The following is a 17,727-nucleotide window of genomic DNA, read 5'->3' as shown; positions in this document are numbered from 1 at the left end:
CTCAGCCGGAGACGCCGAGCACCAACGGGCGGACGGCGACCGCGCCGGCGCGCCGGATCGCCCGGGCGGCCATGGTCAGCGTCCAGCCGGTGTCGGTGAGGTCGTCGACCAGCAGCACCGAGCGGCCCTCGAGGGCGCCGGGGTCGACGTGCAGGTCGAAGCGGCGGCCCACGGCGGCGACCCGCTGGGCGGAGTTCATCGACCCCTGGCCGGGGGCGACGTCGGGGTCGACGACCGCCCAGGTGCCCAGCAGCGGCACCCCGAGGTAGCGGGACAGACCGTCGGCCAAGCTGTCGACGAGCTCGCCGCGGCGCACCGACTCGACGGAGACGATCGCGTCGACCGGCGGGCGCCAATCGCCGAGCACCTCGATGACCGCCTGCACCAGCGGCACCGGCACCGGCTTGTCGACGACGCCGTCGGCGCCCTCGCGGAACAGCTCGCGCAGCGCCTGGCCGTAGCCGAGGTCGGTCAGCCGCGCCACGGCCCGGCCCTCCTCGGCGGCCCCGTCGCTGATCTTGCCCTTGAGCTCGATGCCGAGACGGTCCATGCCGGTCGGCCACATCTTGCGCGGCGCGACCGGGACACCGGGGCGGGCCAGGCGGGCCTGGGCCTCCTCGATCGCCGCGGCCGAGACGTCGGTCGAGAGCTCGAGGCCGCCGCAGTTGTCGCAGCGGCCGCACGGCTGCGCCTCGGGGTCGTCGAGCTGGCTGCGCAGGAAGAGCATCCGGCACTGGTCGGTGCGCAGGTACTCCAGCATCGCGTCCTGCTCGCGCTGGCGGGCCTCGCTGACGCGGCGGTAGCGCGGCTCGTCGTAGACCCACTCGCGCCCGGTCGACTCCCAGCCGCCGCGGACCCGGCGTACGGCGCCGTCGACGTCGAGCACCTTGAGCATCGTCTCGAGGCGGGTGCGGTTGAGCTCGACGCGCGTCTCGAGCGCGGCGGTGCTCATCGGGCGGCCCTCCTCGGCCAGCACGGCGAGCGTCTCGCGCACCTGCTCCTCGCGCGGGAAGGCCAGGGAGGCGAAGTAGGCCCAGATGTCGCGGTCCTCGACGGCCGGCAGCAGCACCACCGTGGCGGACTCGCTGCGTGCGTCGAGGCCGCGGCCCGCACGACCGACCTGCTGGTAGTAGGCCACCGGCGAGCTGGGCGCGCCCAGGTTGACCACGAAGCCGAGGCTGGCGTCGAAGCCCATCCCGAGGGCGGAGGTCGCGACCAGCGCCTTGACCCGCCCGGCGGCGAGGTCGCCCTCGAGCGCCTGCCGCTCGGTGGTCTCGGTCTGGCCCGAGTACGCCGCCACCTCGTGGCCGCGGCTGCGCAGGTAGTCGGCGACCTCCTGGGTGGCGGCGACGGTGAGGCAGTAGACGATCCCCGACCCGGGCTGCTCGGCCAGGTGGTCGGCCAGCCACGCCAGCCGCTGGTCGGCGGTCTTGAGGTGCACCACGCCCAGGCGCAGCGACTCGCGGTCCAGCGAGCCGCGCAGCACCAGCACGTCGCGGCCCAGCTGCTGCTGGACGTCCTCGGTGACGCGCTGGTTGGCCGTCGCGGTGGTGGCCAGCACGGGGATGCCCTCGGTGAGGTCGTCGAGCAGGGTGCGGATGCGCCGGTAGTCGGGGCGGAAGTCGTGGCCCCAGTCGGAGATGCAGTGCGCCTCGTCGACTACCAGCAGGCCGCACGTGGCCGCGAGCCGGGGCAGCACCTCGTCGCGGAAGCCGGGGTTGTTGAGCCGCTCGGGGCTGACCAGCAGCACGTCGACCTCGCCGGCCTGGATGGCCTCGTTGATCGGCTCCCAGTCGCCGATGTTGGTCGAGTTGATGGTCACCGCCCGGATGCCGGCGCGCTCGGCGGCCTGGATCTGGTTGCGCATCAGCGCCAGCAGGGGGCTCACGATCACGGTGGGGCCCGCCCCGCGCTCGCGCAGCAGCAGGGTCGCGACGAAGTAGACCGCCGACTTGCCCCAGCCGGTGCGCTGCACGACCAGCGCCCGGCGCCGGTCGACGGCCAGCGCCTCGATCGCCGACCACTGGTCCTCGCGCAGCACCGCGTCGTCGCGCCCGACGAGCGCGCGCAGGTGGGTCTCCGCGGCCTCGCGGGCAGCAGTGCGGTCGATGGTGGCCGAGGCTGCTGAGGTCATGGTGCCTGTCTACCAGCGCCCACCGACGTCGCGACCCGGACGGGCCCGGACCTGTGGAGAGCACCACACCCCGCCCCCGCTCCGAGGGCGCTGGCTACTCTGGCGGTTCCCTCAGGAGGAGCCGCAGTGCCGTCACCGATGTCCCCCGTCGAGGTCCGACGCGGCGGCCTGGTCGGCATCCTCGTCGCCCTCGCCTCGCTCGCCCTGGCGGGCTTCTTCCTCCTCGGCCCGCGCGACCGGCCCGCCGAGGCGCTCGGGGTCTTCGTCCCGCTGGCCGTGGGGCTGGTGGCGCTGGCCCTGGGCACCCTGGCCCTGGTGCCGCTGTGGCGCGGCGACCGCCCGGGCACCGCCCGGGAGCTCGCCTGGGCGCTGCGCGGCATCGCGGTGCTCGGGGTGCTGTGCACAGGGGCGGCGCTGCTGACGAGCGACCTGCCCTGGAGCCTCGGCGCCGTGGCTCCGGTGCTGGTGGCGCTCGCCCTGCTCAAGGACTCGCACCGCCTGAGCCTGCGCGCCGGCGCCAGCCAGGACGTCATACCCCCCGCAGGGACGGACGTCCCGCCCGCATGACGTCCCGCCCCGGCCGCGGCCCTGCTACCAGATGCGCACCCGCAGGGACGGGTCGAGCCACAGCCCGTCGCCCTCCTGGGTCTCGAAGACCTCGTGGAACTCGTCGAGGTTGCGCACGATGTTGGCGCGGAACTCCGGCGGGGAGTGCGGGTCGATGGTGAGGTACTGCGCCTCCTGCTCCTTGCGGCGCTTGGTGCGCCACACGTAGGCCCAGTTGGTGAACAGGGTGCGACGGTCCTCGACGGAGGCCTGCCCGTCGGTGGAGATCAGGTAGGCCTCGTGGGCGATGGTCAGCCCGCCGAGGTCGCCGATGTTCTCGCCGACGGTCAGCGCGCCGTTGACGCTCTCGCCGGGCAGCGCGCGCGGCTCGAAGGCGTCGTACTGCTCGATGAGCGCCTTGGACTTCACCTCGAACGCGGCCTTGTCGTCGGCGGTCCACCAGTCGTTGAGGTTGCCCTCGCCGTCGTACTGCGCGCCCTGGTCGTCGAAGCCGTGGCCGATCTCGTGGCCGATGACCGCGCCGATGCCGCCGTAGTTCTCGGCGGGGTGGGCGTCGGGGCTGAAGAACGGTGCCTGCAGGATGCCGGCGGGGAAGCAGATCTCGTTGGTGCCGGGGTTGTAGTAGGCGTTGACGGTCTGCGGGAGCATGAACCACTCGTCGCGGTCGACCGGCGAGCCGATCTTGGCGACCTGGCGGTCGGTCTCGAAGGCCGAGGCCGCCGCGAAGTTGCCCATCAGGTCGTCCTGGCTGACCTCGAGCGCGGAGTAGTCGCGGAACTTCTCGGGGTAGCCGATCTTGGGCCGGAAGGTCGCGAGCTTCTCGTAGGCGCGCTCCTTGGTCTCCTCGGTCATCCAGTCCAGGCGCGAGATGGAGACCCGGTAGGCGGCCAGCAGGTTGGCGACCAGCTCGTCCATCATCTGCTTCGAGGTCGGCGGGAAGTGCCGCTCGACGTAGACCCGGCCCACCGCCTCGCCCAGCGCGCCCTCCACGAGCGCCACGCCGCGCTTCCACCGCGCGCGCAGCTCGGGGGTGCCGGACAGGGTGCGGCCGTAGAAGTCGAAGTTGGTCTCGACGAAGTCGTCGGGCAGGTACGCCGCGGTGGCGCGCAGGACGCGGCTGGTCAGCCAGTCGCGCCACTGCTCGACCGGCACCTCCTCCAGCACCGTCGAGAGGTGCTCGAAGTAGGACGGCTGGCGCACGCAGACCTCGCCCAGCACGTCGGCGGCGGTGCGGGTCGAGGCGGTGAGGTTGGTCGTGTAGACCTCGAAGTCGAAGCCCGGGCACAGCTCCTGCAGCTCGGCGAGGGTGCGCAGGTTGTAGGTCTTCTGCACGTCGCGGGTGGCCGCGCGCTCCCAGTGGCCCTTCGCGAGGCGGGTGTCGATGGCCAGGATGGTGCGGGCCGCGCCCTCGGGGTCGGCGTGGCCGGCCAGGCCGAGCAGGCGGGTCAGGTAGGCGACGTACTTCTCGCGGGTCTCGGCGTGCTTGTCGTCGCGGTAGTAGGACTCGTCGGGCAGCCCGAGCCCGCCCTGCACCAGGTGGAAGAGGTAGCGGTCGGACTGCTTGTCGTCGGTGTCGACGTAGGAGCCGAAGAGGCCGTGGCCACCGATCCGCTCGAACTCACCCAGGAACGCCGCCAGGTCGCGCACGTCGCGCAGGCCGGCCGCCGCGTCGAGCAGCGGGCGCACCGGCTCCAGGCCCCGGGCCGCGATCGCGTCGGTGTCCATGAAGGAGGCGAACAGGTCGCCGATCTTGCGGGCGTCCTCGTCGGGCGCCTCCTGGTCGGGCGCGGTGGCCAGCGCGGCGAGGTCGGTGATGATGTCGCGCACCTGGGCCTCGGCGGCGTCGGCCAGCTGCACGAAGGGGCCCCAGCTCGACCGGTCGGAGGGGATCTCGGTTTCCTCCAGCCAGCGCCCGTTGACGTGGCCGAAGAGGTCGTCCTGGGGGCGGGTGTCAGGGTCCATGCCCGGGCGGGCGTCGTCGAGGATGCTCACGTCCGCGACCCTAGCCGCCGCTCCCCCGCCCCCACGGGTGGCTTCGCGCAGGGCGAACAGGCGAGGTGCAGCAGGCGGTGCTCAGCCGGCGGCCTGGTCGATGGCGGCGCGCACCGACATCACCACGCTCTCGGGGTCGACGTGGTCGCGCGCGGCGAGCTCGGCCACCAGGCGGCGCACGACCAGCATCACCCCGCCCATCAGCGGGGAGATGTCGAGCTCGAGCTCCTCGCTGTCCTCGTCCATCTTCAGCTCGACCGCGCCGATCTCGAGCAGGTGGCCGAAGGCCAGCTCGACCGGGTTGGGCGCACCGGGCAGCACGTCGGGGTCGGCCTCGGCGGCCACCACGCCGTCGAGGATCACGTGGCCGGCGCGGCGCAGCCGCTCCTCGGGGTCCAGCGGGGGCTCGTCCACGCCCCCATCATCCCCGGTCACCCCCTGTCGCCGCGCACCCGGCGCCCGCTAGGTTCGCGGCATGAGCCAGAACCTGCGCGTCGTCGCGACCATCCCCACCGATCCCGAGCAGGCCGAGGCGGTGCGCGCCGGGCTGCGCGACCTGGTCGCCGCCACCCAGCAGGAGGAGGGCTGCGTGGCCTACGACTGCTTCGAGTCGGCCGCCGCCCCCGGCACCTTCGTGATGGTCGAGGAGTGGGCCAGCAAGGAGGCCATGGACGCCCACATGACGACCCCGCACATGGCCGAGGTCTTCAAGGTGCTGGGCCCCGCGCTCGCCGGCGACGTGGCGATCCACCCGCTGCGCCCGCTGGGCTGAGCCGGTGCCCGCGACCCGGCTGGTGCGAACCGGCCGGGTCGGCGGGCCTCAGCGGATCCGGACGACGCCCTTGCCGAGCGTGCGGCGCTCGTCGAGGTCGAGCAGCGCCCGGCCGAAGTCCTCGATGCCGTACGTCGCCCCGACGGGCGGGCGGATCGTGCCGGCCTCCATCATCGGCACCAGCTCGGCCCACTGCGCCTCCATGAAGCCGGGGCGCACCATGGCGTAGGCGCCCCAGCCGACGCCGCGCACGTCGATGTTGTTGAGCAGCAGCCGGTTCACCTTGACCTCGGGGATGCCCTGGCCGGCGGCGAAGCCGACGACCAGCAGCCGGCCCTGCGGGGCCAGCGAGCGCAGCGAGTCGGTGAAGACGTCGCCGCCCACGACGTCCATCACGATGTCGACGCCGGCCCCGCCGGTGAGCTCCTTGACGGCGTCCTTGAACCCGTCGAGCAGCACGGCCTCGTCGACGCCGGCGTCGCGCGCGACCTGGCACTTGGCCTCGGTGGAGCAGACGGCGATGGTGCGGGCGCCGTACCCCTTGGCGACCTGGATGGTCGCGGTGCCGACCCCGCCGGCGGCGCCGTGCACCAGCACGGTCTCGCCCTCGCGCAGGTCGCCGCGCTCGGCGAGCGCGAACTGGGCGGTGAGGTAGTTCATCGGCAGCGCCGCGCCCTCCTCGAGGCTCATCGAGTCGGGCAGCGCGAAGGTCGAGACGGCCGGGTTCGCGACCAGCTCGGCGGCGCCGCCGTACGGCGCCACCCCGGCGACGCGGGTGCCGGGCGCGAGGTCGTCGCGCCCCTCGGGGCCGCGCACCACGACGCCGGCGAAGTCGACGCCGAGGGTGAAGGGCGGCTCGGGGCGCAGCTGGTACTCGCCGCGGCTGAGGAGCAGGTCGGGGAAGGAGGTGCCGACGGCGTGCACCTCCACCAGCACGTCGTCGGGGCCGGGGCTCGGCTCCGCGACGTCGTTGACCTGGAGGTGCTCGGGACCGGTGGTGTCGATGACCTGGACTGCTCGCATGGCGCCACCGTAGCCATCCGTCACGGCGTCGGGTCCGAAGGTCCGTTGTGCGACCCGCCCAACGTCTCCAGGCGATGCTGATGCACGCCTCCGCCCGGTTCACCGTCCGCTACGGCGAGGACCTGCGATTCGCGGGCTCCGACCTGCCCCGTCCGCGCCGGCGCCGGGTCGCGACCCGCCACGGCCCGGTCCCGGTCTGGGAGTACGCCCCACCCGCGCTCGCCGGCCGCGACGACGCCCCCGCCCACGTGCACCTGCACGGTGGCGCGTGGCTGATGCGGCACCCCTTCATGGACGACTGGTGGTGCCGCTACCTGGCGGCGACCGCCCGGGTGCGGGTCCTCAACGTCGACTTCACCGCCGCGCCGTACGCCGTCTTCCCGCGCGCCCAGGAGCAGTCCCACGACGTGGCGGCCTGGGCCGCCGGCACGGCGCCGGTCTCGGTGGGCGGGTTCTCCTCCGGCGGCGGGATGGCCGCGGCGGTGTGCCTGATGGCGCGGGACGCGGACTCCTTCACGCCGCGGCTGCAGGTGCTGGGGGTGCCGGCGCTCGACCTGGCCAGCGAGCTGCCCCGGGGTGCGGGGGCGATCTCGCCGTCGCTGCGCGCGCTGGTGCGGGCGGCGTACTTCCCCGACCCCGCGACCCGCGCCCACCCCCACGCCTCGCCGCTGCTGGCGCCTTCGCTGGCAGGGCTGCCGCGGGCGCTGGTGCTGACCGCCGAGCGCGACACCCTGCGCCGCGACGGCGACGACTACGCGACGCGGCTGCGCGAGGCCGGGGTCGAGGTGTGGCACGACGTCACGCCGGGCGTCGACCACTACTTCCTCACCGAGGACCCGGTCCGCGCCCGCACCACGATGGCACGGGTCGCGGCCGAGGTCTGCGCGGCGCTCGGCTGAGCGCCCGGCTGCGGCTCAGGGCTCGGTGGGCTCGGTGGGCTCGGTGGGCTCGGTGGGCTCGGTGGGCTCGGTCGGCTCGGTCGGCTCGATCGGCTCGGTGGCGCCCTGGCACTTCGCCAGCCGCTGCTCGGCCTTGGCGAGGCGCTGGACCTGCGCCTTCTTCGCCTTCTTGGCCTTGGTGCGGTCCTGCTTCGCCTCGTCGAGGTCCTCCTCGACCACGGCCTGCTCCTCCTCGGTCTCCGCCTGGGCCGCGGCCTTCTTGGTCTTGCGCACCTCGCGCTTGGCCCGGGTGAAGACGTCCTGCAGCCGCTCGAGCTTGGCAGCCGCGCGGTCGACCTGGGTCTGCTGCTTGGCGCAGTCGCCGTCGGCGGGGGGCGCGGCCTGGGCGCCGGGGACGGGGCCGACGGCCAGCAGGGCGGCGACCGCGAGGCCGGCGAGCGGGGTGGTGAGACGAGATGCAGCCATGGGGGGACTCCTCCTTCAGGGACCGGCGGGGGCCGGCCAGTCGCCCCCATGGTGGACGAGCGGCCGGTGGCGCCGCCGGAGTTCGCTGGAGGTTTTGCCCGGCCTCAGCGCACGTCGACGATGCGCACGGCCTCGAAGTGCATGGGGTCGGTGTAGCGCCAGTCGCCGCCCCAGCCGAAGCCCCACTTCTTGAAGATGGCCACCACGGTGCGGTCCATCTCGCCCACGGTGCCGCGCTGGTTGCCGGGGGTGTTGAGGTCGAGGGCGAGCCCGAAGGAGTGGTTGGACAGCGTGGTGGAGCCGGCGATGAAGCGCGGGTAGTAGCAGCCGGCGTACTCGCCGGGGTTGATCTCGTCGGCCAGCCCGGTCTCGACGACCTCGCGCAGGGCGGCCGTGAGCTGGGGGATGATCGCCTTGTTGCAGGTCACCGAGCCGAGGATCGGGACCTGGGCGGTGGTGATGTGGGTGCGCACCCACGACTCCGCGGGGGCGATCCGGCCGCCGCCGAGCACGGTGTAGTTGAAGACACCGACCGCCTCGGAGACCGAGCCGACCACGAAGGCGGTCTGCTTGGCGTTGATGTCGAGCCCGAAGCGGGCCACCGAGTCGAGGCGCTGCACGGAGGTCTGCCGGGGCAGCAGCGCCGTCAGCGGCTTGACCACCTTGTCGGGGGCGGTGATGCCGGTGGAGATCAGCAGTGCGTTGCCGGGCTCGGCGCCCAGCTCCTCGCCCCACTTGACGTTGACCACGGCGTCGACGGCGTTCTCGATCTGCGGCGCCAGCGCGCCGAGATGCACCTGGGGGCTGCCCTGGTCGAGCTCGACGAAGCCCTGCTCGTCGATCGGCAGCTTCTTCTGCAGCTCGGGGGCGATGGCCAGCTCACCGCCGGCGACGCGGTCCCAGACCTCGCGGCTCTGCGGGACCTGGCCGGGGGTGAAGCGGCGGAACGAGGCCGGGTCGACGGCGGCCAGGTTGAGCACCCGGTTCTCGATGCCGACCTGGAGCATCGAGAACTGCTCGACGTCCTGGACGCCCTCGAGGTCCCGGATCTCGGCCAGCGTCTCCTCGGGGATGCCGGCCCGGGTCTGCACCAGGATGTCGGCGGTGCGGGGCAGGTCCTTGAGCCGGCCCGGTGGGTCGACCGCGAACGCCGGGTCGAGCCCGACCGTGGGCTGCTCGCCGTCGCTGGAGCCGTCGCCGTCCTCGGAGTCACTGGGGCCACCGGGGTCACCGGACGCCGCGCGGTCCTCGCCGTCGGTGGCGGTCGGGGAGTCGGCGACCTCGGTCGCCTCGGGCCCGGTGGGGCCTCCTCGCCGCTGGTGCCGCCGCAGGCCGCCGCAAGCAGGACCACGACGAGCGCCCCGCCCAGCGCCGCACGCCGCGGCGGTCGTACCGCCCGCTGCCGCGCTCGCCTCAGGCGTGCTCCTCCCCGGGCTCACCCCGCGCGGCCCCCGCCACCAGCGTAGGTGGTGGGTGGCAGCGCCAGCCACGAGATCACGGCCGCGACCAGCAGGAGGCCGGCGCAGACCAGCACGACCAGCGTCCACGCGGGGTCCAGCAGCGCAGGGTCGGCGTAGGCGTCCCCGCGCAGGCCCACGAGCCCGGGCACCGCTGCGACCGCCAGCAGGCCCCCGGCCCGGGACACGGCGTTGTTGACGCCGCTGGCGATGCCGGCGTGCTCGTCGGGCGCCGCGGCCAGCACGGTCGCGGTCAGGGTCGCCACCAGCAGGGCCAGGCCCAGCGCGAAGACCACCACGCCCGGCAGCACCCCCACGACGTACGTCGCCCGCCCGGCGCCCAGGAGCAGCAGCACGCCGCCGGCCATCACCAGCGGCCCCAGGGTGAGCGGCAGGCGGGGGCCGGTGCGCGCGCCGAGGGCTCCGCCCCGACCGGCGAGCAGCAGCATCACGAACGGCAGCGGCAGCGTGGCCAGCCCGGCGAGCAGGGGGCCGCGGCCCCCGACGACCTGCAGCTGCAGCGGCAGCATGAACAGCAGCACCGACAGGGCGCCGTAGACCAGCAGGGTCGCCGTGTTGGCCGCGGAGAAGGTGCGGTCGGCGAAGATGCCCAGCGCCAGCATCGGCTCGGCGACCCGGGCCTCGACCACCACGAAGGCCGCGCCCGCGACCAGGCCGGCGAGCAGCGCCGGCAGCGCGGCCGGGTCGCCCCACTGCACCAGCGCGTAGGTGACCCCGCCCAGGGCGGCGGTGGCCAGCACCGCCCCCGGCAGGTCGAGGTGCCGGGCCGCCGCGGGGTTGCGGGTCTCCGGCACCGCGCGCGCCAGCCACACCGTCAGCGCCGCGACCGGCAGGTTGATCCAGAAGATCAGCCGCCAGTCGGCGTACTCGACCAGCACGCCGCCGACCAGCGGCCCGGCGGCCGCCGCGATCGCACCCAGCCCGGTCCAGGTGCCGATCGCGCGGGCCCGATCGGCGGGGTCGAAGGCGCCCTGGATCATCGCGAGGCTGCCCGGCACCATCAGCGCGGCCGCCACGCCCTGGACCACCCGGGCGGCGATCAGCACCTCCGCGGTCGGGGCCAGCCCGCACAGGGCGGAGGCGACGCCGAAGCCGAGGGTGCCGACGACGAAGACTCGGCGCCGTCCGAGCCGGTCGCCCAGCGAGCCGCCGAGCAGGATCAGCGAGGCCAGGGCCAGCAGGTAGGCGTTGGTGATCCACTGCAGGTCGGCGATCGAGGCGTCGAGGTCGTCGCCGATGACGCGCAGGGCGACGTTGACCACGGTGCCATCGAAGAGCGACATCGCCGAGCCCAGGGTCGCGGCCGCGACCACGGCGCGGCCGGTCGCCGTACCGACCCGGACGCCGCCGGCGCCGGGCGCTGGTGCGGGAGTGCTCACCGCCCCACCCTAGGATCCAGGGGTGTCCCGCTCCCGCCCGTCCGCCCGCAGCGCCGCCGACCAGCGCCTGGTCGACCACGTCGACCGGCTCGGCGCCGAGCACCCGCCCATCAGCCTCGACTCGGTCGACTTCACCGTCGTCGACCCGGTCGGCTTCGAGGCGCGCTTCGGCCACGTGCTCGACTACATGGCCCGGGTCGAGCTCGAGGTCGACCGCAACGTCCTCGAGCTGATGACGATGCTGCCCGACCCGCCCGAGGTCGACGTGCACTTCTACCGCGACGTGTGGCAGCCCCAGGAGATCCAGCACGGGCGGATCCTCGACGAGCTGCAGGTACGCCTGGGCCGCCCGCCCGCCGACGCCGACCTCGACTCGATCGGCACCAAGCTCAAGGTGCTCGGTGCGCTCGGGCACGCGTCGGCCTTCCAGGACGTCTCGCGGATGCTCTACTACCTCACCGGCATGGCCACCGAGCGCTCGGCGGTGCTGGCCTACAACCTGCTCCACGACGGCGTCCGGGAGATGGGCGAGCAGGCGGTCGCCGAGACCATCATCGCCCCGATCAAGCGCCAGGAGCCGGGGCACTTCGCCTTCTACCAGCTCTCCGCGCGCGGGCTGTGGGCCGAGCTGGCGCCCTGGCAGAAGTGGCTGGTGCGCCACCTGCGCCGGCTCTCCTTCTCCCCTGTCGGCGCCAACGACGACGAGCAGCTGGCCGACTTCGGCGACCTGATGGCCACCCTCGGCATCGACGACTCCTCCGACTTCACCGCCCAGATCGCGCGCGTCGAGATGGAGCTGCTGTGGGCCCGCGACAAGGGCCTCCCGGTGCCGGCGTACGTCACCGCCGCCTTCCGCGAGGCGCGCGAGCGGTCTCGGGCCCGTGCCGAGGGAGTTTCATCGGGCACCCGATGAACCTGTCGCCGGGACCATGAAGCTTCATGGTCCCGGCAGGAGCTTCGTCGGGTGCCCGATGAAACTCCCGCGCCCGGCCCGCTAGGAGCCGAGCACCCGGGCGGCGATCCAGGCGATCCGGTCGGCGGTGCGGTCGGCGGGGCCGGAGGGCTGCATGACGTGGCTGAGCACGATCCGCACCACCATGTCGATGGCGGCGTCGAGCTCCTCGGCGCCCAGGTCGACGTCGTACGGCGCGATGCGCGCGGCGATGACGTCCTGGGCCGCCGCGAGCAGCGAGCCCGCGTGGGTGGTCAGCAGCGGCAGCAGCTCGGTGTCGGCGCCGTGGGTGGCCGAGACGACGGCGTGCAGCAGGGGGTTGCTGGGAGCCACCTCCAGGACGGCCCGGGCCGCGGCGCGGATCGCCTCGACGAGGTCGTCGGGGTGCTGGTCGAAGGAGGCGGTCACCGCGGCCAGGAAGCGGTCGAGCTCGCGCAGGATCATCGCCTCGGCGAGCCCGGCCTTGGTGCCGACCTCGTTGTAGACGGTCTGGCGCGACACGCCGACCTCGTCGGCCAGGCGCGCCATCGTCACCTTGGCCCACCCCACCTCGGTGGTCAGCACGACGGCGGCGTCGACGACACGGTCGCGCATGCTGGGGAGGGCGGCGGTGCTCACGCCCCCGAGTGTAGGAAGCGTGGGCGCACCGGCCGTCATCGCCGGGCCGTCAGCCTCGGGCCGGGACCGAGCGCCGGAGGGTCCTAGCCCTGCAGGCTCAGCGCCAGCACCGGGCAGGCCTGCACGGCGGCGTGCACGTGGGAGCGCTGCGACTCCTCGGGGGTCTCGTCGAGCACGTGCATCACCTCGTCGTCGTCGAGCTCGAAGACGTCGCTGGCCATGGCCTCGCACATACCCAGGCCCTCGCACCTGTCCCGGTCGACCACGATGCGCATCAGCGGGCCTCGGCGTTGCTCAGGGCGACGAAGTCGACCTTCTCGCGCACCCCGCAGTCGGGGCAGCACCAGTCGTCGGGGATGTCGGCCCAGGCGGTGCCGGCGGCGAAGCCCTCGAGCTCGTTGCCGACCGCGACCTCGTAGGTGTACCCGCAGCCGGGGCAGCGGGCGGCCAGCACCTCCTCCTCGACGACCAGGGCGGGGGCGGGGGCGGCGGCCGAGGGGTCGGCCACGCGCTCGGCCGCGGCCACCGCGCCGGGAGCCGGGTAGCGCGCCAGGATCCGCTCGCGCCTGCGGGGGTCGAGGTTGGCGCGGGTCAGGTCGCCGTCGAAGTGCGCGAGGACGCGGGGGTCCATCACCCGGCGCCACAGCGGCGGCACCAGGGCCAGCACGATCATGCCGGCGTACCCGGTGGGCAGCACGGGGCTCTCCTCGAAGTCGCGCAGGGTCTGGTAGCGCCGCGTGGGGTTGGCGTGGTGGTCGCTGTGGCGCTGCAGGTGGTAGAGCAGCACGTTGGTGGCGATGTTGTTGGAGTTCCACGAGTGCGAGGGGTCGACGCGCTCGTAGCGCTGGCGGGTGCCGACGCCGACCTTCTGGCGGCGCATCCCGTAGTGCTCCATGTAGTTGACGACCTCGAGCAGCGAGAAGCCGACGACGGCCTGCAGCACCAGGAACGGGACCACGACCGGGCCCAGCCACACGACCAGCGCGCCCCACAGCAGCGCCGACATCAACCAGGCGTTGAGCACGTCGTTGCCGAGGTGGAAGGGGTGGGTGTCCTTGCGGGCGTAGCGCTTGCGCTCCAGGTGCCAGGCGCTGCGCAGGGAGCCCAGCACCGTGCGCGGCCAGAACCGGTAGAAGCTCTCGCCGAAGCGGCTGGAGGCGGGGTCCTCCGGGGTGGCCACGCGCACGTGGTGGCCCCGGTTGTGCTCGATGTAGAAGTGGCCGTAGAAGCTCTGGGCGAGCGCGATCTTCGAGAGCCAGCGCTCGTTGGCCTCGCGCTTGTGGCCCAGCTCGTGGGCGGTGTTGATCCCGATCCCGCCGATGACGCCGATCGACAGCGCGAGCCCGATCTTGTCGACGGTGCTCAGCTCACCGAGCCCGAACGGCGCCCCCTCGGCGATGACGTACATCGCGCCGACGAAGCCGGCGTACTGGATCGGCAGGAAGGCGTAGGTGATCCAGCGGTAGTACTTGTCGTTCTCGAGCGCCTCGATCGCGTCGTCGGGCGGGTTGGCCCGGTCGAGGCCGGCGACCAGGTCGATGGCGGGCACGACCACCAGCACGATGATCGGGCCGATCCAGAAGAACGCCCCCCACCCGGTCAGCGCCCAGCCGCCGCCGGCGACGAAGGCCAGCGAGGGCACCACCAGGCCGATCAGCCACAGGAACCGCTTGTGGTCGCGCCAGGCCTCGGTGGACCCCTCGGGCACGGTCGAGCCGCTGCCCGACGAGCCGGGTGCGGTGGGTCGGGGGACGGACGAGGGGGTGCTGCTGGCCACGGGGAGCCTCCTGGCGGTGACGGGGGTCACGACATCTGCTTGACATCACCGTAGGGAATGTCAAGCAGATTGACAAGAGGCAGTGACTTGTAAAGGTGCGACGTCTCTCGGTAGGTCGGCCGCTCACGGCCTCCGGCGGGCGCCGGCCGCCATCGCCAGGTCGGCCACCTGCTGGGCCAGGGCCGGGGCCCCGTGGCAGCGCAGGCGCGTGACGTGGCCCGCCGTGCGCACCCCCACGGCGCGCGAGACCCGGCCCCCGCCGAGCTCCACCCCGGTGACCTCGCGCAGGTCGAGGGTGAGCATCGCCGCGCCGCGTGCCACGCGGATGGGCACGAACGTCAGGTGCAGCGTGGTGAGGGTGAGGCGCCCGGCGACCCAGGTCGAGCCCCACACGGTCTGGAACCGGTCGAGCGCCGCGTCGGACGCCGCGGTGCCGGTGCCCGTGGTGGTCTCGACGAGCAGGTGCCCGGTCTTCGAGGTCAGCACTCCGTAGGACATGACTCATGGTGCGCGCCCCCGCGCCGCCGGTCACGGGTCGAAGGTCCCGGGCGCCCACCGGTCCAGACCGTCGCCAGCCCGCACAGGTGAGGCCACGAGGTCGTGACGCGGGGCACAATGGGGGCGCCCCGCCGTGCCACCGACCACGAGGAGGCGGACGTGAGTGCTCCCCGACGTCCCGACGCGCGCCCGGACGAGCGGTCCGACGAGCCCGTCCCGGACCCAGCCGCAGAACAGGCCACAGACCAGGACCGGAGCGGCGGCCCGCTGCCCGCGGGGCTGCCGCCGGGCATGCTCGAGGCGCTCTACGCGCGGCCCAGCCGGGCCCGCACCGCGCTGGTGGTCGTCCCGCTCCTGGCCGGCCTCGGGGTGGCGGCGTACGTCGGCAGCACCCTGCTGTGGCCCGGCGACGACGAGCCGTCGGCCAGCAGCGGCACCAGCGACGCCGCCACCGACGCGGTGACCTGCTGGGACGGCGAGGAGAAGACCGACGAGCGCTCCTGCGCGCTGCCCACGGGTCGCGACGGGCTGCGCCACGTCTTCCCGTCCTTCGACCCCGACCGCCTCGACTGCCGCGACGAGCTCGCCGCCAACCCGCAGTACCAGCGCCCCGCGATGTGGACCTGCGACGTCTCGATCGCCGGGCCCGTGCAGATCACCTACAGCCAGGTCAACGGCGCCAAGGCCGCGCGGCGCTACTTCGACCAGCTCCACGGTGTGGAGTCCAACGCCGACCGCTCCTCCAGCGGCGTGCGCCGCGAGCGGTGGCGGGCCTCGAGGCTGAAGTCGGGCCCCGACGAGGGCCGCTGGGGTGGCAGCTTCCTGCTGCGCGGCGCGCCGTACGCCGTCACGGTGGTCGCCCAGCGCCGCCCCGACGTCGGCCGCGCGCTCGACCGGCGGGTCAGCGTGCGCCCGCTCGACGAGCTGCGCCTGGCCGCCCCCGAGGCCGACCCGTCGGGCGAGGGCTGAGCGCCCCCACCCTCGCTCGCCCGGGGCTCAGCCCTTGATGGCCGAGGCCACCGCGCCGGGCACGTCGGGGTGGAAGACCGTGGGGATGATGAAGCTCGGGTTGAGCTCGTCGTCGTGGACCACGTGCGCGATCGCCTCGGCGGCGCGCAGCATCATCTCGATCGTCACGTTGGAGGCCCGGGCGTCGAGCAGACCGCGGAAGACGCCGGGGAAGGCCAGCACGTTGTTGATCTGGTTGGGGTAGTCCGAGCGGCCCGAGGCCACCACGGCGGCGTACTTCGACGCCTCGGCCGGGTCGACCTCGGGGTCGGGGTTGGCCAGCGCGAAGACGACGGCGTCGTCGGCCATGTCGGGGATCCACTCGGCCTGGAGCACCCCGGGCGCGGAGACGCCGATGAAGACGTCGGCGCCGTGCAGCACCGTGTGCAGGTCGCCGCGGCGCCGCTCGCGGTTGGTGCGCGAGGCCAGCTCGGCCATGGCGGGCGAGAGCGTGTCGTCGTCGGCCGAGAGGGCGCCGTCCTTGTCGCAGACCACCACGTCGCCGACGCCGGCGGCCAGCATCAGGGTCACGATGGCGGTGCCGGCCGCGCCGGCCCCGGCCACCACGACGCGCGCCTGGTCGAGCTGCTTGCCGACCACCCGCAGGGCGTTGGTCAGCGCGGCGAGGACCACGATGGCGGTGCCGTGCTGGTCGTCGTGGAAGACCGGGATGTCGAGGCTCTCGCGCAGGCGCCGCTCGATCTCGAAGCAGCGGGGGGCGGCGATGTCCTCGAGGTTGATGCCGCCGAAGCCGGGGGCGATGAGCTCGACGGCGCGCACGATCTCGTCGGTGTCCTGGGTGTCGAGGCAGATCGGCCAGGCGTCGATGTCGGCGAAGCGCTTGAAGAGCGCCGCCTTGCCCTCCATCACCGGCAGCGCCGCCCCGGGGCCGATGTTGCCCAGGCCGAGCACGGCCGAGCCGTCGGTGACGACCGCGACGGAGTTGCCCTTGATGGTCAGGCGGCGCACGTCGTCGGGGTTCTCGTAGAGCGCCATGCTGACCCGTCCCACGCCGGGGGTGTAGGCCATCGAGAGGTCGTCGCGGTTCTTCAGCGGCACCTTGGAGCCGACCTCGATCTTGCCGCCGATGTGCAGCAGGAAGACCCGGTCGCTGGTGCGGTAGACCTCGACCCCGGGCACCGTGGCGGCGACGTCCTGGAGCTCCTGGGCGTGGTCGGCGTCGCCGGCCGAGCAGGTGACGTCGACGACGAGCCGCTCGTGGCTGGACTCCGCGACGTCGATGGCGGTGACGATGCCGCCGGCGGTGCTGATGGCGGTCGCGACCGCGCCCACCACCCCGTGGTCCGGCGCCGTGTGCAGGCGCATGGTGATCGAGTACGACGAGGTGGTGGCTGACCTGGACACGTGCTCACCTTCCGCCCACCGAGCGGTTACCGGCAAGTCGGACACGCGCGCGCACCCGCTTGTGACGCTGCGCACAAAGTTCTGCACTTTTGGATCGATAGTGCAGAATGCACTCCATGGCTGAAAGTGCAACGGGTGTCGAGGCTCGCCCCACCAAGCAGGCACTGACCCGCACCCGCATCAACCGGTGCGCCATGCAGCTGACCCGGGACCGTGGCCTCGACGGCTGGACGATGGACGAGCTCGCGGCGGCCGCCGAGGTCTCGCGCCGCACCCTGTTCAACTACTTCGGCTCCAAGGTCGACGCCGTGCTCGGGGCGGCCGGCTCACCGACGCGCCGCGAGGACCCGGTCGCCCTCGCCGCCTTCGCCACCTTCGTCGAGGGCGGCCCGACCGGCGGCCTGGTCGCCGACCTGGCGGCCCTCGCCCGACCGATCCTGGCCGACGAGGAGTTCGACCCCCAGAACGTCGCGATGCGGCGCACCCTGCTCACCTGCTCCAACCGCCTCATGGAGGCGGTGCACCAGCACTTCGAGCAGACCGCCGACGAGATCGCCGCCCTGCTGCTGCGGCGCGACCCCGACCTGGGAGAGGACCGCGCCCACCTGCTGGTGCGCCTGCTGGTCGGGGTCTTCGACTCCACCATGCGCGTCTACCTGGCCGCCGACGACCCCACCGACACCGACCTCGTCGACCTCTTCGTCGACCAGCTGCACGCCGCCGGCGAGCTGCTGGGCCGCTGAGCCGACCCGCCCCACACCCGCACCCCACCCGCAGCCGACGCTGCCCACCGACGCCGT

18 protein-coding genes are annotated in these 17,727 nt (G+C 73.7%); 6 read left to right on the top strand and 12 right to left on the bottom strand.

Annotated elements, in window-relative coordinates; genetic code table 11:
- Position 1: 1 nt before the first annotated feature.
- Positions 2-2,134 (bottom strand): DEAD/DEAH box helicase, encoded by a 2,133-nt coding sequence (locus H0S66_RS07885; RefSeq protein WP_179614899.1) that lies wholly within the window; start codon positions 2,132-2,134, stop codon positions 2-4.
- 126 nt (positions 2,135-2,260) lie between these two features.
- Between H0S66_RS07885 and H0S66_RS07880 the strand changes: the two genes are divergently transcribed.
- Positions 2,261-2,701 (top strand): hypothetical protein, encoded by a 441-nt coding sequence (locus H0S66_RS07880; RefSeq protein ID WP_179614898.1) that lies wholly within the window; start codon positions 2,261-2,263, stop codon positions 2,699-2,701.
- Positions 2,702-2,725: 24 nt separating this feature from the next.
- On the opposite strand, the gene H0S66_RS07875 is transcribed toward H0S66_RS07880, so the two are convergent.
- Together H0S66_RS07875 and H0S66_RS07870 are read right to left on the bottom strand one after the other, a co-directional pair.
- Complete coding sequence (locus H0S66_RS07875; RefSeq protein WP_276529363.1) at positions 2,726-4,693, bottom strand: M13 family metallopeptidase; 1,968 nt, start codon at positions 4,691-4,693, stop codon at positions 2,726-2,728.
- Between the two features lie 81 nt (positions 4,694-4,774).
- A complete protein-coding gene (locus tag H0S66_RS07870; RefSeq protein WP_179614897.1) occupies positions 4,775-5,107 on the bottom strand; it encodes a hypothetical protein in 333 nt (110 codons plus the stop codon).
- A gap of 61 nt (positions 5,108-5,168) precedes the next feature.
- Between H0S66_RS07870 and H0S66_RS07865 the strand changes: the two genes are divergently transcribed.
- On the top strand, positions 5,169-5,465 hold the full coding sequence (locus H0S66_RS07865) for a putative quinol monooxygenase (RefSeq protein WP_179614896.1): 297 nt from the start codon (positions 5,169-5,171) through the stop codon (positions 5,463-5,465).
- Positions 5,466-5,513: 48 nt separating this feature from the next.
- Here H0S66_RS07865 and H0S66_RS07860 read toward each other — a convergent pair whose 3' ends face one another.
- Complete coding sequence (locus H0S66_RS07860) at positions 5,514-6,488, bottom strand: NADPH:quinone oxidoreductase family protein (RefSeq protein WP_179614895.1); 975 nt, start codon at positions 6,486-6,488, stop codon at positions 5,514-5,516.
- Positions 6,489-6,568: 80 nt separating this feature from the next.
- Here H0S66_RS07860 and H0S66_RS07855 point away from each other — a divergent pair, with 80 nt between their 5' ends.
- Positions 6,569-7,387, top strand: a complete 819-nt coding sequence (locus H0S66_RS07855) for an alpha/beta hydrolase fold domain-containing protein (protein WP_218876253.1) — start codon at positions 6,569-6,571, stop codon at positions 7,385-7,387.
- Between the two features lie 15 nt (positions 7,388-7,402).
- On the opposite strand, the gene H0S66_RS20055 is transcribed toward H0S66_RS07855, so the two are convergent.
- The 3 genes from H0S66_RS20055 to H0S66_RS07840 form a co-directional block, all read right to left on the bottom strand.
- Entirely contained in the window at positions 7,403-7,852 is a 450-nt protein-coding gene (locus H0S66_RS20055; protein WP_218876252.1) for a hypothetical protein, read from the bottom strand.
- Between the two features lie 104 nt (positions 7,853-7,956).
- The gene (locus H0S66_RS07845) at positions 7,957-9,291 is read right to left on the bottom strand and encodes a M15 family metallopeptidase (protein ID WP_258017158.1); all 1,335 of its coding nucleotides are present in this window, start codon (positions 9,289-9,291) and stop codon (positions 7,957-7,959) included.
- Positions 9,288-10,709: an MFS transporter gene (locus H0S66_RS07840; RefSeq protein ID WP_258017157.1), complete on the bottom strand. Its 1,422-nt coding sequence runs from the start codon at positions 10,707-10,709 to the stop codon at positions 9,288-9,290. The genes H0S66_RS07845 and H0S66_RS07840 overlap by 4 nt, the downstream gene beginning before the upstream one ends.
- A gap of 22 nt (positions 10,710-10,731) precedes the next feature.
- Here H0S66_RS07840 and H0S66_RS07835 point away from each other — a divergent pair, with 22 nt between their 5' ends.
- The gene (locus tag H0S66_RS07835) at positions 10,732-11,622 is read left to right on the top strand and encodes a GTP-binding protein LepA (protein WP_179614892.1); all 891 of its coding nucleotides are present in this window, start codon (positions 10,732-10,734) and stop codon (positions 11,620-11,622) included.
- A gap of 81 nt (positions 11,623-11,703) precedes the next feature.
- Here H0S66_RS07835 and H0S66_RS07830 read toward each other — a convergent pair whose 3' ends face one another.
- From H0S66_RS07830 to H0S66_RS07815, 4 genes are all read right to left on the bottom strand, one after another.
- Positions 11,704-12,279, bottom strand: a complete 576-nt coding sequence (locus tag H0S66_RS07830) for a TetR/AcrR family transcriptional regulator (protein ID WP_258017156.1) — start codon at positions 12,277-12,279, stop codon at positions 11,704-11,706.
- 83 nt (positions 12,280-12,362) lie between these two features.
- A complete protein-coding gene (locus tag H0S66_RS07825; RefSeq protein WP_246305117.1) occupies positions 12,363-12,512 on the bottom strand; it encodes a ferredoxin in 150 nt (49 codons plus the stop codon).
- 41 nt (positions 12,513-12,553) lie between these two features.
- On the bottom strand, positions 12,554-14,056 hold the full coding sequence (locus tag H0S66_RS20995) for a fatty acid desaturase (protein WP_179614890.1): 1,503 nt from the start codon (positions 14,054-14,056) through the stop codon (positions 12,554-12,556).
- A 123-nt stretch (positions 14,057-14,179) separates the two neighbouring features.
- Positions 14,180-14,554, bottom strand: a complete 375-nt coding sequence (locus H0S66_RS07815; protein WP_179614889.1) for a hypothetical protein — start codon at positions 14,552-14,554, stop codon at positions 14,180-14,182.
- A 159-nt stretch (positions 14,555-14,713) separates the two neighbouring features.
- Here H0S66_RS07815 and H0S66_RS07810 point away from each other — a divergent pair, with 159 nt between their 5' ends.
- Positions 14,714-15,523 (top strand): hypothetical protein, encoded by an 810-nt coding sequence (locus H0S66_RS07810; protein WP_179614888.1) that lies wholly within the window; start codon positions 14,714-14,716, stop codon positions 15,521-15,523.
- 27 nt (positions 15,524-15,550) lie between these two features.
- Here the strand turns inward: H0S66_RS07810 and H0S66_RS07805 are convergent, their stop codons facing one another.
- Complete coding sequence (locus H0S66_RS07805) at positions 15,551-16,888, bottom strand: NAD-dependent malic enzyme (RefSeq protein WP_179617257.1); 1,338 nt, start codon at positions 16,886-16,888, stop codon at positions 15,551-15,553.
- A gap of 155 nt (positions 16,889-17,043) precedes the next feature.
- Between H0S66_RS07805 and H0S66_RS07800 the strand changes: the two genes are divergently transcribed.
- On the top strand, positions 17,044-17,670 hold the full coding sequence (locus H0S66_RS07800) for a TetR/AcrR family transcriptional regulator (RefSeq protein ID WP_179614887.1): 627 nt from the start codon (positions 17,044-17,046) through the stop codon (positions 17,668-17,670).
- Positions 17,671-17,727: the final 57 nt, after the last annotated feature.

It is taken from the genome of Nocardioides marinisabuli (assembly GCF_013466785.1).
Taxonomy (GTDB): Bacteria; Actinomycetota; Actinomycetes; order Propionibacteriales; family Nocardioidaceae; genus Nocardioides; species Nocardioides marinisabuli.
This window is presented reverse-complemented; position numbering and strand designations above follow the sequence as displayed.